This is a genomic window from Sphingorhabdus sp. Alg239-R122 (genome assembly GCF_900537065.1).
In the GTDB taxonomy this organism is placed as follows: domain Bacteria; phylum Pseudomonadota; class Alphaproteobacteria; order Sphingomonadales; family Sphingomonadaceae; genus Alg239-R122.
The window spans coordinates 399,758-413,445 of record NZ_UNRC01000001.1 but is presented as its reverse complement, the minus strand read 5'-3'; the positions used below and the strand labels follow the sequence as shown (position 1 = coordinate 413,445).

The 13,688-nt window shown below is 54.4% G+C and carries 13 protein-coding genes and 1 pseudogene; 11 read left to right on the top strand and 3 right to left on the bottom strand.

All coding sequences use genetic code 11. The features are described from left to right. Together G6Q15_RS01950 and gcvPB are read left to right on the top strand one after the other, a co-directional pair. Nucleotides 1-253, top strand: a pseudogene (locus G6Q15_RS01950) (glycine dehydrogenase); the annotation flags it as partial. Next, nucleotides 250-1,809 carry an aminomethyl-transferring glycine dehydrogenase subunit GcvPB gene (gene gcvPB / locus G6Q15_RS01945; protein WP_164115030.1) on the top strand — a complete coding sequence of 520 codons (1,560 nt, stop codon included), beginning with the start codon at nt 250-252 and terminating at the stop codon, nt 1,807-1,809. The pseudogene G6Q15_RS01950 and the gene gcvPB, both read left to right, overlap by 4 nt. Before the next feature lies 1 nt (nt 1,810). On the opposite strand, the gene G6Q15_RS01940 is transcribed toward gcvPB, so the two are convergent. Then, nucleotides 1,811-2,290 (bottom strand): isoprenylcysteine carboxylmethyltransferase family protein, encoded by a 480-nt coding sequence (locus G6Q15_RS01940; RefSeq protein WP_205518062.1) that lies wholly within the window; start codon nt 2,288-2,290, stop codon nt 1,811-1,813. Between the two features lie 73 nt (nt 2,291-2,363). Between G6Q15_RS01940 and G6Q15_RS01935 the strand changes: the two genes are divergently transcribed. Together G6Q15_RS01935 and G6Q15_RS01930 are read left to right on the top strand one after the other, a co-directional pair. Then, on the top strand, nt 2,364-3,017 hold the full coding sequence (locus G6Q15_RS01935) for a DUF938 domain-containing protein (RefSeq protein WP_164115026.1): 654 nt from the start codon (nt 2,364-2,366) through the stop codon (nt 3,015-3,017). 125 nt (nt 3,018-3,142) lie between these two features. Further along, nucleotides 3,143-4,711, top strand: coding sequence for a long-chain-fatty-acid--CoA ligase (locus G6Q15_RS01930; protein ID WP_164115024.1), 1,569 nt, complete (start codon nt 3,143-3,145; stop codon nt 4,709-4,711). On the opposite strand, the gene G6Q15_RS01925 is transcribed toward G6Q15_RS01930, so the two are convergent. Beyond that, entirely contained in the window at nt 4,708-5,340 is a 633-nt protein-coding gene (locus tag G6Q15_RS01925) for a DUF4126 domain-containing protein (RefSeq protein WP_164115022.1), read from the bottom strand. The genes G6Q15_RS01930 and G6Q15_RS01925 overlap by 4 nt on opposite strands. A gap of 92 nt (nt 5,341-5,432) precedes the next feature. Beyond that, a complete protein-coding gene (locus G6Q15_RS01920; protein ID WP_240330692.1) occupies nt 5,433-6,356 on the bottom strand; it encodes a DMT family transporter in 924 nt (307 codons plus the stop codon). 135 nt (nt 6,357-6,491) lie between these two features. Between G6Q15_RS01920 and G6Q15_RS01915 the strand changes: the two genes are divergently transcribed. The 7 genes from G6Q15_RS01915 (at nt 6,492) to G6Q15_RS01885 (ending at nt 13,684) form a co-directional block, all read left to right on the top strand. Further along, nucleotides 6,492-7,994, top strand: a complete 1,503-nt coding sequence (locus tag G6Q15_RS01915) for a CoA-acylating methylmalonate-semialdehyde dehydrogenase (RefSeq protein WP_164115021.1) — start codon at nt 6,492-6,494, stop codon at nt 7,992-7,994. A 34-nt stretch (nt 7,995-8,028) separates the two neighbouring features. After that, complete coding sequence (locus G6Q15_RS01910; RefSeq protein ID WP_164115019.1) at nt 8,029-9,174, top strand: acyl-CoA dehydrogenase family protein; 1,146 nt, start codon at nt 8,029-8,031, stop codon at nt 9,172-9,174. Between the two features lie 12 nt (nt 9,175-9,186). Next, the gene (locus G6Q15_RS01905) at nt 9,187-10,233 is read left to right on the top strand and encodes an enoyl-CoA hydratase/isomerase family protein (RefSeq protein ID WP_164115017.1); all 1,047 of its coding nucleotides are present in this window, start codon (nt 9,187-9,189) and stop codon (nt 10,231-10,233) included. Nucleotides 10,234-10,292: 59 nt separating this feature from the next. Beyond that, nucleotides 10,293-11,069: an enoyl-CoA hydratase gene (locus G6Q15_RS01900; protein WP_164115014.1), complete on the top strand. Its 777-nt coding sequence runs from the start codon at nt 10,293-10,295 to the stop codon at nt 11,067-11,069. Between the two features lie 2 nt (nt 11,070-11,071). Beyond that, the gene (mmsB, locus tag G6Q15_RS01895) at nt 11,072-11,953 is read left to right on the top strand and encodes a 3-hydroxyisobutyrate dehydrogenase (protein ID WP_164115012.1); all 882 of its coding nucleotides are present in this window, start codon (nt 11,072-11,074) and stop codon (nt 11,951-11,953) included. Nucleotides 11,954-11,962: 9 nt separating this feature from the next. Beyond that, the gene (locus tag G6Q15_RS01890) at nt 11,963-12,169 is read left to right on the top strand and encodes a hypothetical protein (RefSeq protein WP_164115010.1); all 207 of its coding nucleotides are present in this window, start codon (nt 11,963-11,965) and stop codon (nt 12,167-12,169) included. A gap of 78 nt (nt 12,170-12,247) precedes the next feature. Continuing rightward, a complete protein-coding gene (locus tag G6Q15_RS01885; protein ID WP_164115008.1) occupies nt 12,248-13,684 on the top strand; it encodes a DUF1800 domain-containing protein in 1,437 nt (478 codons plus the stop codon). Nucleotides 13,685-13,688 lie beyond the last annotated feature (4 nt).

The window sequence follows — 13,688 nt, the reverse complement described above, 5'->3', positions numbered from 1 at the left end:
AAGRGACAGGATTAATGGTGTGAGCATCTTGAACGAGAGCTTTTTCAATGAATTTACAGTTATCCTGCCAGTGGATGCGCGTGAAGCGGTACGTGAACTCGCTGAACGTAAAATTCTGGGTGGTGTCTCTCTGGGGCGGCTTTACCCGGACCAAAGCGGGCTATCCAATGCGATGCTGGTGACGGTTACCGAAACCTGTACGAACGAGGATGTTGATGCTTTGGCCTCTGCGCTGAAGGAGATAGTGTCATGAGCATGAACAGTCAGGGCCGTCCGACACGCAGCGAAGGAGCAGAGATGAATGCCGCGCAAGAAACATTTACCGGCAATCGTGCGCTCATATTAGAAGAAAAACTGATTTTCGAAAGCGGTAGTATCGACCGCACCGGTATCGACCTCCCGGCTGCGCCTGATGCGCCGTCAAAACTGGGCGGACTGGAACGCACAGTTGATATTGGCCTGCCGGGATTGTCTGAATCTGAAACGGTACGCCATTATACGCGGCTCAGCCGACAGAATTATGGGATTGATCTTGGCTTTTTCCCGCTCGGTTCATGCACCATGAAACATAACCCGCGACTAAACGAGAAAATGGCACGGTTGCCGGGCTTTGCGGATATCCATCCGCTGCAGCCTCAGCAAACGGTACAAGGCGCATACCGGGTAATTGATGAACTGGCAGACTGGCTCAAGACACTGACCGGTATGCCTGCAGTGGCGATGTCACCCAAAGCGGGCGCGCATGGCGAATTATGCGGTGTTCTGGCTATCCGCTCTGCTCTCGAAGCGCGCGGTGATGCGCGTGAAGTCATCCTGGTGCCTGAAAGCGCACATGGTACCAATCCGGCTACCGCTGCTTTTGCGGGCTATAAGGTCGAAGATATTCCGGCGACCAAAGAAGGCCGTGTTGACCTGGATGCGCTGGTGGCGCGCCTTGGCCCTGATGTGGCGGGCGTGATGATTACCAACCCCAATACATGCGGGCTTTTTGAACGCGATATGAAGAAAATATCGGATGCAGTGCATGCGGCGGGCGGTTTTGTATATTGCGATGGTGCGAATTTTAACGCGATCGTTGGTAAAGTGCGCCCGGGCGACCTGGGCATTGATGCGATGCACATCAATCTGCACAAGACATTTTCAACCCCGCATGGTGGCGGCGGTCCAGGCAGTGGGCCGGTTGTCTTCTCGCAAGCACTAGCCCCTTATGCACCGCTGCCTTTCGTGGAAAAACAGGGCGAAGAATACCGGCTTGTCGAAGAAGAAAATGCCGAGGAACATCACGCGAGCAGCTTTGGCCGCATGGTGGCATTCCATGGCCAGATGGGCATGTTTACCCGCGCGCTTACCTACATGCTTAGCCATGGCGCAGACGGCCTGAAACAGGTGAGCGAAGATGCAGTGCTGAATGCCAATTATATCCTGCGCTCGCTTGAGGACGTGCTCGATGCCCCATTTGCACCCTCAGGGCCGTGTATGCATGAGGCACTTTTCTCCGATAAAGGTTTTGCTGATGGCTTTTCCACGCTCGACCTTGCAAAGGGCCTGATTGATGAGGGTTTCCATCCGATGACTATGTATTTCCCGCTGGTGGTGCATGGCGCGATGCTGATCGAACCGACCGAGACCGAAAGCAAGGATGCGATTGACGAGTTTGTCGGCGCGCTACGCCATGTGGTGTCTGCTGCCAAGGCTGGCGATGCGAACCTGAAAGCGGCACCGCATCACGCACCGCGCCGCCGTCTGGATGAAACCATGGCTGCGCGTAAACCGGTGCTTGTCTATAAGGATAGCGAAGCAGCGACCTGAATTAGAGCCAACGACGTACCTGCTGGCAATAATTTCGGTATGCGATGCCGAACGTTTTATCCAGATAGGCCTCTTCCTTGCGGATAATGAAACGGTCGGCAGCGATAAATGCGATCGGCACGAAAAACAATATACCAGCGCTGCTGAACCAAAGCGCTGTGCCGATCTGTATCATCAGCATGGCCAGATACATCGGATTGCGTGTATGGCGATAGGGGCCGCGGGCAACAATTGTGGCGGTAGGAGTCCAGGGTTCGGGGTTCTCCCCCGATGCCCGGAACAGGCCCAGTGAAATGATGATAAGCGCCACGCCCGCCGCACCAAGCGCGCCGCCAAACCATTGCAATTCGGGAATTTGTGCCACTGCCGGAAGACCCAGAAACTTATCCGCCAAAATCCCAAGCATGATGAAACCCAGAAACATGAGCGGCGGCGGGAAACGCACGTCAGGCTTTGTCAGTTGGTTCTTTTCGCGGATCATTATCTGCCCCTTTGTTTCCTTATACATGCCATGTAGTGTTGGCCGCATGCAATTACAGCCCGGAAAGGACAGCATGGCCGATTCATACGCATGGGATAGCGAGTCTGCCGGGCCGGAGGCAAAGAAACATGCCCCGGCGACATTGCGTAACCGTGACGCCATAGCGGCGGTGTTACGCACTGTCCTGCCAAATGACGGTCTTGTGCTTGAAATAGCCAGCGGGTCGGGGGAGCACGCCGTGCATTTTGCCCGTGCCTTTGCACATTTGCGATTTCAGCCAAGCGATGCTTCTGCCGAGGCGTGCCGGTCAATTGCGGCATGGGTGGAGGAGGCGAATGTGGCCAATATCCTGCCTCCCGTGCAGCTCGATGTCATGCAGCATGATTGGCCCGTTGCAAAAACCAACGCAATCTTATGCATCAACATGGTGCATATATCGCCATGGCCTGCCAGTGAGGCACTCTTTCGTGGCAGTGCTGCGATACTGGAGAAAGGCGCACCACTTTTCCTTTATGGTCCGTATATATCGTCAGAGATCATAACAGCGCCAAGTAACCGTGCATTCGACCAGTCGCTCAAAGTGCGCAATCCTGACTGGGGTCTGCGAGATATTGCGGATGTTGATAGGCTTGCAGCTAGATATGGGTTTGTAAGAGAAGCAAAGATGACAATGCCTGCCAACAACTTTTCACTCATATACCGCAAAACTAAGCGGGCTTTGGGGTGATGCTATGTTCCTCGGGATCAGGCTGGATTATTAATTTTCTTATGTCTCCATTATAGATAATTTTTCATGCATTTGTTGACCTCTATCGAAATTATATTACGCTTAATGGAAAATGGAGAGTGATATTGCCGAATATAAAGCGTGACAGCCTGCATAGCTGTGTCGATTACTGGGTGGAAGAACGCGGTTCACATATGGCGCTGAGCGATGCGCAGCGTGAGGTTGATTATAAAGAGCTGGCGGAAACCACATCTTCATGGGCCGCTGCGCTCACAGGTGCAGGTTTTGCGCGCGGCACACGCATGGCATGGCTCGGGAAAAACAGCATCACCTACGCCATGCTTTTTGTCGCAGCGAGTAGGGCGGGTATGGTGGTCGTGCCGGTCGGGTGGCGGTTATCGGTGCCAGAAGTCTCCTATATCCTGAACGATACCGGCGCGCATATTTTGATCTGTGAACCTGATTTTACGGATATGGCAAGCCAAGCAAAGGAAAACTGCAAGGAACTGCGTACTATCTTATGTGATGGTGAGGGCAGCCCTTTCCCTGACCTGACCGAATGGCTGGCCGGACAGCCGCAAGGTGATGTGACAGAGGCAAACCCGAATGACTGTGTGCTACAGCTTTATACGTCGGGCACAACCGGCAGTCCCAAAGGGGCATTGCTCAGCAATTATAACCTGTTTTCGCTGCGAGAGCCATTGGAAGAAAAAGGTTGGGGTTGGGCCAAAATTGACACGAGTGACCAAATGGCCGTCATCATGCCAATCGCGCATATTGCCGGGTCAGGCTATTTCGCCCATGGCTTTTACGCGGGCGTAGGTGCGCGAGTTTTGCCTGAATTCACTCCTGATGCGGCCCTGGATGCCGTGGAGGCGGGGGTCACGCAGATGTTCCTTGTGCCCACCGCGGTGCAGATGATGATTACCCATCCACGGGCGACAGGCACGGATTTCTCGCGGCTAAAATATATGCATTATGGCGCGGCGCCGATGCCGCTTGAGCTGCTGCGCCAGGCGATGGATGTTATGGGGTGCGGTTTTTGCCAGCATTATGGAATGACTGAAACGACGGGCACGTTTTCCATGCTGCAGGCAGAAGATCATGATCCTATGGGCAATGCACGCATGCGTTCGGCGGGGCAGCCCTTGCCGGGTGTTGAAGTGAAAATAGTGGATGAGAATGGCGAAACACTCACGCACGGGCAGGTTGGTGAAATTGCTACGCGCAGCCCGCTCAATATGATCGAATATTGGAACAAGCCGGACAAGACAGCTGAAACGGTCGACAGTGAAGGTTGGCTCATAACCGGCGATGCGGCTTATATGGATGAGGATGGCTATATTTTCATTCAGGACCGGGTGAAAGATATGATTATTACGGGCGGTGAGAATGTCTATCCCGCCGAAGTAGAGAACGCGATTTTCGGACATGAGGACGTACTGGAAGTAGCAGTTATTGGTGTTCCGGACGAAAAATGGGGAGAATGCGTCAAGGCCGTTGTCGTACCGCGCCCCGACCGTTCAATCGATGAGGGGGCAATCATCGCCCATGCGCGCAGCCATATAGCGGCTTTCAAAGCACCCAAATCAGTCGATGTGATCGCAGAAATGCCGCGCAATGCCAGCGGTAAAATCCTACGCCGCGAGCTGCGTGCGCCCTATTGGGAGGGCAGGGAGCGCGGGGTAAATTAGCTCTGACCGGTATTTTCGGGCGGCTCGGGATCAAACCGGCCTTCGGGGAATATTCCACGCACCTTCTTCCATATGCGCCGGGCGAGGAAGAACAGATAAACCGTCAGTGCGCCCAGAGCCAGTGCCACCAGAATGGCGATTTCGGGGTTGGCGAGCGCGAGGAATAGCAGTCCGCCTGTGGCAATGTCTTCGCCGGTGGACACCACCACATTGCTAAACGGTTCGGGGCTGACATTGACCGCGGTACGTGCACTGGCTTTGGTTGCGTGGCTCATAAATGCTGCGCCGCCGCCGAGCAGAAAGGTGATAACCTGCCACACAGGATCGGATGCATCGACCACCGCAAGTGCCAGTAACGCGCCGCCCACAGGGCGGATAATTGAATGCAGCGTGTCCCACACACTGTCGAGCCATGCCACTTTGTCCGCGAAAAATTCAGCGCCTGCACCGACCGCACTAATGCCGATGACCCATGGATTCCCCAGCGCATCAAGCACTTTCAGGTTTTCCGGCAAGTCGATCCAGCCGCTATACATAGCCAGACCCGTTGCAAAAATAGTGAGGTACAGTCGCCAGCCTGATAAAAGACTGACACTGCCAGCGACGCCCAATAGTTCAATAATTCCCATATAGGTTAGATGGCAGCAATGCTGCCTAAAAGCAAATTATGTGCAGAGTTTTTACATAGGTAAAAAACCTATTTCGTAATTTAAACAGTAATTTATTCAGGGACATTGATAGGTTCTGATATGCTAATCTTATGCTCGCGCCACGCAATATACAGGCCGCAGCCTATAATGATCGGTGCGCCGATCCAGGTGCTGGGGCCCGGCCAATTGTTCCAGATCAGATAGCCGAACAGGGTTGCCCAGATCAGGCTGGTATAATCCATCGATAATATGGTGGAAACTGGAGCCAGCCGTAATGAGGTCGTTAGCGTCAATTGCCCGATACTGCCAAACAGGCCTGCACCGGCAATCAACGCCCATGTCCCGGCATCATGCATCTGCCCGAAATACAGCATGGCTGTGGCAAGCAGGGGTAGCGATGAGACCGTGAACCAGAAAACAGTGGTGGCCGGTTTTTCGGTTCGCCCAAGTTGGCGGATCAGGACACTAACCCATGCGGTAAATAGCGCGCCTGTTATGGCGACGGCTGCGCCGAACAACGGAATATGCCCATCGCCAGGCTGCACGACGATAAGTACACCGATAAATCCGAGTATGATAGCAGCCCAACGATGAATACCTACCCATTCAGCCAGCAATACCACCGATAGCAGTGTTGCGAAAATCGGTACCATAAAACCGATTGTTGTGGCTTCGGCTAGTGGGAGCAGCGACACGGCCCAGAAATTGAAACCCATGCCTGTCAGGCCGACGATCATCCTGCTGATATGCAATTTGGGATAATCTGTCTTGAGTGTAGCAAGACCCGGCCCAGCGAGAAAGAATGGCAGCAAGACGACAAGCGCGAATAGCTGGCGGTAAAAAAGCAGCTCGATAATATGTGTTCCGCGTTCCGCCGCCAGTTTGACGCATACGAACATGCAGGCGAGGCTTGCGATGGCCAGCAGCCGCACAAGTATTCCGGGAAGGGGACGGTTCTGCGGAATGCTGCTTGATGATATGGTTGTGTCAGTCAAAATGGTTGCCTGTTTTATACTGTCACACTCCCATAACGCAGCGGTGTATATCTGCAATTTAAATCATGCCACAACGCTTGAGTAATTTTATTACAAAGCGCATAATGGGCAAAAGGCATAAGCAGGAGCAATTACATGCGCACAATATCCCATGTCATGGCCGCAAAACCGGCATCGACTTCCGACAGAACCAGTGATGTATTTGACCCCAATCAGGGCAATGTCCAGGCTCAGGTAACACTGGGCGGGCAGGCCGAGCTCGATGCTGCAGTGGACGCGGCATTGGCGGCACAGCCCGCATGGGCGGCAACCAATCCGCAGCGGCGCGCGCGCGTGATGTTCAAATTCAAGGAACTTGTCGAAGCCAATATGGACGAGCTGGCGGCCATGCTGTCGCGCGAACATGGCAAGGTGATTGCCGATGCCAAGGGTGATGTGCAACGGGGCCTTGAAGTCATTGAATTTTGCTGCGGTATCCCGCACGCGTTAAAAGGCGAATATACGCAGGGCGCAGGGCCCGGTATTGACGTGTATTCCATGCGTCAGCCGATTGGCATTGGCGCGGGTATTACTCCGTTCAATTTCCCGGCGATGATCCCGATGTGGATGTTTGGCCCGGCGATTGCGACGGGCAATGCGTTTATCCTGAAACCGTCCGAGCGTGACCCGAGTTGCCCGGTTCGGCTTGTCGAGCTGATGCACGAAGCTGGCCTGCCTGAAGGTATTCTGCAGTGTCTGCACGGTGACAAGGAAATGGTGGATGCAATACTCGATCATCCCGCCATTGGCGGCGTGAGCTTTGTTGGTTCGTCCGATATCGCGCATTATGTATATCAGCGCGGTGTGGCGGCGGGCAAACGTGTACAGGCCATGGGCGGCGCGAAAAACCACGGTATTGTGCTGCCGGACGCCGATCTGGATCAGGTCGTGAATGATTTGAGTGGTGCGGCTTTCGGGTCGGCGGGTGAACGCTGTATGGCACTGCCGGTGGTAGTGCCCGTGGGTGAGGAAACTGCAGACAGGCTGCGTGAGAAAATGATCCCGGCGATGGAAGCGCTACGGGTCGGTATTTCCACCGATGACGAGGCACATTACGGGCCTGTGGTGAACGCAGCGCACAAGCAGCGGGTGGAAAACTGGATCCAGACCGGCGTAGACGAAGGCGCGGAACTGGTAGTCGATGGCCGCGGATTTGAGCTTCAAGGACATGAGGAAGGTTTCTTCATTGGCCCCAGCCTGTTTGATCATGTGAAGCCCGATATGGAAAGCTACAAGGAAGAGATTTTCGGACCCGTGTTGCAAATGGTGCGTGCCGAAACTTTTGAGGACGCGCTTAACCTGCCGAGCACGCATCAGTACGGCAATGGCGTCGCTATCTTTACGCGCAATGGTCACGCAGCTCGCGAATTTGCGCACCGCGTCAATGTCGGCATGGTGGGTATCAATGTGCCTATTCCGGTGCCGGTTGCCTATCACAGCTTTGGCGGTTGGAAACGCAGCGCATTTGGCGACATCAACCAGCACGGTATGGAAGGCGTAAGGTTCTGGACCAAAACCAAGACTATCACCCAGCGCTGGCCCGATGGCACTGCAAGCGGTGATAATAAAGACGCGTTTGTTATCCCAACAATGGGGTAACTGAAGGCATAAACTGTTCATTTGAAAGTTACATATGACAAACCAGTTTGAATTGACCGAAGACCAGCTTGCGATACAGGATATGGCGCGCAAGTTTACGGCGGATGAAATTACGCCGCATGCCGCGCAGTGGGATGAGGACCATCATTTCCCGCGCGATACGATCCGCAAAGCGGCGGAGCTTGGCTTTGCGTCGATCTATGTAAGCGAGGAGAGCGGCGGTATTGGCCTTGGCCGGCTTGAAGCGGCGCTGATCATGGAGGCAATGGCCTATGGCTGCCCATCGACGTCGGCCTTTATTTCGATCCACAATATGGCAAGCTGGATGATCGACACGTTCGGCGATCAGGCAGTGAAGGACAAGTTTCTGCCTGATCTGGTCGGTATGGAAAAAATTGCATCCTATTGCCTGACCGAACCGGGCAGCGGGTCGGATGCGGCGGCGCTCAAAACCAAAGCAGTCTTGGATGGCGACCATTATGTTGTGAATGGATCGAAGCAGTTTATTTCCGGCGCGGGTGAAAATGAAGTCTATGTCACCATGGTGCGCACAGGTGAAGATGGCCCCAAAGGCATTAGCTGCCTGGTTATCGAAAAGGATATGGAGGGTGTCGGTTTCGGCGCGAACGAGAAGAAACTGGGCTGGCATTCACAGCCCACGCGGCAGGTGACATTCGACAATGTCCGCGTGCCGGTGGAAAACCGTGTCGGCGCAAAAGGCGATGGTTTCCGTTTTGCGATGATGGGGCTTGATGGCGGGCGTTTGAATATTGGCGCCTGTTCGCTGGGCGGCGCGCAGCGGTGTCTGGACGAGGCAATTGCCTATACCGGCGACCGCAAGCAATTTGGCAAACGCATTTCTGATTTTCAAAACACACAGTTCACGCTGGCTGATATGTCGACTGATCTCGAGGCTTCCCGTGCGCTGCTCTATATGGCCGCGGCCAAAGTGACTGCGGGCGCGCCTGACAAGACCAAGTTCGCAGCCATGGCAAAGCGACTTGCCACCGATAACGGCTCGAAGATCGTCAATGATGCGCTGCAACTCTTTGGTGGCTATGGTTATTTACAGGATTACCCGATCGAGCGTTTCTGGCGCGACCTGCGCGTACATTCGATCCTTGAGGGCACTAACCAGGTGATGCGCATGATTGTGGCTCGTGAAATGTTGCGGCAGTAACGGATTAGAAAAATGACTGACGAAATACTTACCCAAACCGAGAACCGTGTGGGCCTTATCCGCCTGAACCGGCCAAAAGCGCTGCATGCGCTCAATACATCCATGTGTCAGGCGATGGTTGATATGCTGCTTGCGTGGCGTGACGATGAGGCTGTCGAGGCAGTGATGATCGATCATGCTGAAGGACGAGGTTTTTGTGCGGGCGGCGATATTCGCATGCTCGCGGAAAGCGGCGTGAAAGATGGTGTAGAAGCACGCGCATTTTTTCATCTGGAATATCAGCTCAACCATCTGCTGTTCTACTATCCAAAGCCTGTCATTGCCTTTATGGACGGCATCACCATGGGCGGAGGTGTGGGTATCTCACAGCCCGCCAAATTTCGCATCGCGACCGAAAACACACGCTTTGCCATGCCGGAAACTGGCATTGGCCTGTTTCCTGACGTAGGCGGCGGATGGTACCTGCCTCGGTTGCCAGGACGCGTTGGGCAGTTTCTTGCGCTCACGGGTGCGCGGCTTGATGGCGCGGAATGTTATGCTCTTGGTCTGGCCACCCATTATTTGCCGGCGGAAGCATTGCAGGAAGCGAAAGACCGCATTGCCATCAATCCAGACCAGATCAGCGGAGTTTTGGGGCAGCTGTCCATGACGCCGCCCGAAGCGCGTGTTGAAAATAACATCGGTAATATCAATCGGTTATTTGCCAGCGATGATTATGAAGAGATACTGGCAGCATTAAAAGCCGACGGTTCGGATTGGGCGATGAAAGAGCTGGGCACTTTGCGAGGCAAATCTCCGCAGACCTGCAAGGTGGCACTACGCCAGCTGAAAGAAGGCGCGCATATGCCCGATTTCACTGCCCAAATGAAACAGGAATATGCCATTGGCGCGCGGGTTGTGACACGGCATGATTTTATCGAGGGTGTGCGTGCGCTCATTATCGATAAGGATCATGATCCGAAATGGAGTCCCGCCACGCCTGATGCAGTAACCGATGCCATATTGGATGAAATATTTGCGCCTTTGCCCGAAAACGAGGCATGGAAGCCGTTAGTTTGAATTGATATGTCATTGCTTCGCTAAGCTAGCAATGACGGCCCAGATAACAGGAGCTGGAAATGTCAGATTATGAAACAATTCTTGTCGAACAACGTGACCGGGTCACGCTTATAACGCTGAATCGGCCCAAGGCGCTCAATGCGCTGAACAGTCAGGTGCTGGCCGACCTGATTGCTGCACTGGAAGCATTTGACGCTGATGACAGCCAGGGCTGCGCCGTGATTACGGGCAGCGAGAAAGCTTTTGCGGCAGGCGCGGATATCAAGGAAATGTCTTCGCAGGGATTTGCCGAGATGTATGGCGGTAATTTCTTTGCCGGTTATGACCGTGTAACGGCAACGCGCAAGCCGGTTATTGCGGCAGTGGCGGGCTATGCACTGGGCGGCGGGTGCGAACTTGCCATGATGTGTGATTTTATTCTGGCGGCAGATAGTGCGCAATTTGGTCAACCTGAAATCAAGCTGGCGGTGACACCCGGCATGGGCGGGTCACAGCGTATGGCGCGGGCGATTGGCAAGGCGAAAACGATGGACATGTGCCTGACGGGACGCATGATGGATGCGGAGGAAGCCGAGCGTAGTGGGCTTGTGGCGCGCATTGTTCCGGCGGGTGATTTGGTTGAGGAAGCAATCAAAACAGCTTCGAAAATCGCTGCTATGGCGCCGTTGGCGACGCTTGCCGTCAAGGAAATGGTCGATGTGGCGTTCGAAACGACATTGCGGCAGGGGGTACAGTTTGAGCGCCGCCTGTTCCACGGTCTTTTCGGCACTGAGGACCAGAGCGAAGGCATGACGGCGTTTGTTGAAAAACGCCCTGGTAAATGGACAGGGAAATAATCATGGCAAAAATCGGATTTATAGGTCTGGGCAATATGGGCGGCGGGATGGCTGCCAATCTGGCAAAAGCGGGACATGAGGTGCATGCATTTGACCTGTCAGGTGAAGCGTTGGCGCGGGCCGGGGAGGCCGGCTGCCATCCGGTCAGTGATGCCGCCGAAGCTATTCGCGGCATGGAAGTGGTGGTGACCATGCTGCCTGCTGGCGAGCATGTTCGCAAGGTTTACGAATATGAAATTGTCATGACTGCGTCTCCTGGCACGTTGGTCATTGACTGTTCGACCATTGATGTGGGTAGCGCCGAAGATGTGGCGACCATGTCGGATGCGAAAGGCCTTATTCCTGTGGATGCACCGGTATCAGGCGGTATTGCAGCGGCCAATGGCGGCACGCTGACTTTTATGGTCGGTGGCAGTAAAGAAGGTTTCAAACGTGCCGAACCGATCCTGTCCGACATGGGCAAGGCGGTAATCCATGCCGGTAGCAATGGTGCGGGGCAGGCTGCGAAAATCTGTAACAATATGCTGCTCGGCTCGACCATGGCGGCGACATGCGAGACATTTGTCCTGGCCAAAAAACTCGGCCTTGATCTGCAAAATTTCTACGATATCAGCTCCAAGGCATCAGGCCAGAGCTGGTCGATGACAAGCTATTGCCCCGTACCCGGCGTTGGTCCGCAAAGCCCGGCAGATAATGGGTATGAAGGCGGGTTTGCAGCGGCCTTGATGCTGAAAGATATGCGGCTTGCAATGGAAGCGGCACAGGCATCAGGCGCAGACGTCCCGATGGGTGAACGCGCTACTGCAATTTATGAGGCCTTTGTGGAGGCTGATAGCCAGGGACTGGATTTTTCAGCGATAATCAAGGCGCTGGAAGATAGTTAAGGCACGGCCATGCTGGATTTTTTGGACAGTCTCGATCTATGGGGGGCTATTGCCATAGGCGGCGCGGTTGTTGCGCTAGTCGCATCTCTGGCCGAGCGCCGCCGCAATAACCGAGCGGATGTTGACCGGGTCGGTTTCATGCCATGGACACTGATATTGGTTTTGGCCGTGCTTACCACCATATTCGCCGCGAGCTTTGCGCTAAAAAGCGGCTGAGTGGGTTCAGCGCTGATACATGGTAAAACCGGTAAGATTAGCCTATAACCCACTGACCATTATAGGCGGAGCTGGTATATGCGAAATAGCGAAATAGCGGAAAATCGCTTTGGTTATGGTGCGCGCAGTAAAGTTGTCCGCCACGACAATCCACAGCGTTTCCTGCTTGCGCAGATGGAAAGCTTTGATGCGCGTCCCACTGCGTTACGCGCCATGCCGACACTGGAGTCCATCAGCATAGCGACCCGCGCGCATATGGCAGAGCTGCGCAAGAGTGGCACTATCAAAACCGGTAATGGTAAAAATGCGGCATTTATCCGTGACAAGAAGTTCGCAAATGCCGTGCGGAGCCATATGCGCAAGTCAGGACGGGACCATTATGACCAGTCTGTCATGAGCCGTTTCGCACTTGCCACAAAAAGCGACGCGTCCTTTATGGAACGGATCGTGCATTTCTGGAGCAATCATTTCGCTGTATCTGCCGAAAAGTCACTTGTTATCGGCTTCGCAGGATCAATGGAATTTGAAGCGATCCGCCCTCATATCCTGGGTAAGTTCTCAGATTTGCTGAAATCGGTGGAACGGCATCCGGCAATGCTCATTTATCTTGATCAGGTGCAGTCGGTTGGACCGGGTAGTCCACTTGCCATGCGCACCAATGCGGTCGCGCGGCGTAAGCTCGGCCTGAATGAAAATCTGGCGCGTGAGATCCTGGAGCTGCATACACTTGGCGTGAATGGCGGTTATTCGCAGGTGGATGTGACCGAATTTGCGCGCGCGCTCACAGGGCGGACAGTGGGCGCGCTGCCACGCGGTACAATTGCGCGGATGATGGATATCAACGATAGGCCGGGCCTGACGCAATATCACGCCGCATTGCATGAACCCGGCACACGGCGCATAATGGGTCACAGTTATAGAGATACCGGGGAAAGGTTAGCGGACCGGATACTAGGTGATCTGGCATTGCATCCCTCAACAGCGAAATTCATATCGACCAAGCTGGCGCGGCACTTTGCGGGTGATGATGCGCCTGAAACTCTGGTTAAACGCCTGACGGAAACATATCTGAAAACTGATGGCGATCTGCCTAGCCTTTACCACGTGCTCGTGCAGGCACCGGAAGCCTGGCGGCCTGAGCCGGTGAAATATAAACAACCTTGGGAATGGCTGGTGTCTGTATATCGCGGGACACAAGCGAGCCTGCCGGTAAAAAACAGACAGATTGGCAACATAGTGCGCACGCTCGGACAGCCGGTGTGGCGGCCAGGTTCTCCCGCGGGATATGGCGACAGGTCGAGTGACTGGATCGGGCCCGACGCTCTTTTCAAAAGGGCTGAAATGGCCAACTTTCTGACCGTAAAATTATCACGGACTGTAGATGCGGTTGAACTGGCCCCTGCGCTTTTTCCGTCGGGGCTCAGCCTTAAGACATCCGCCGCTCTTGGCAGCGCGGACAATCGGCGGCAGGCATTGGCCATGCTGCTTGCCAGCCCGGAATATTTGCAAAGGTGATATG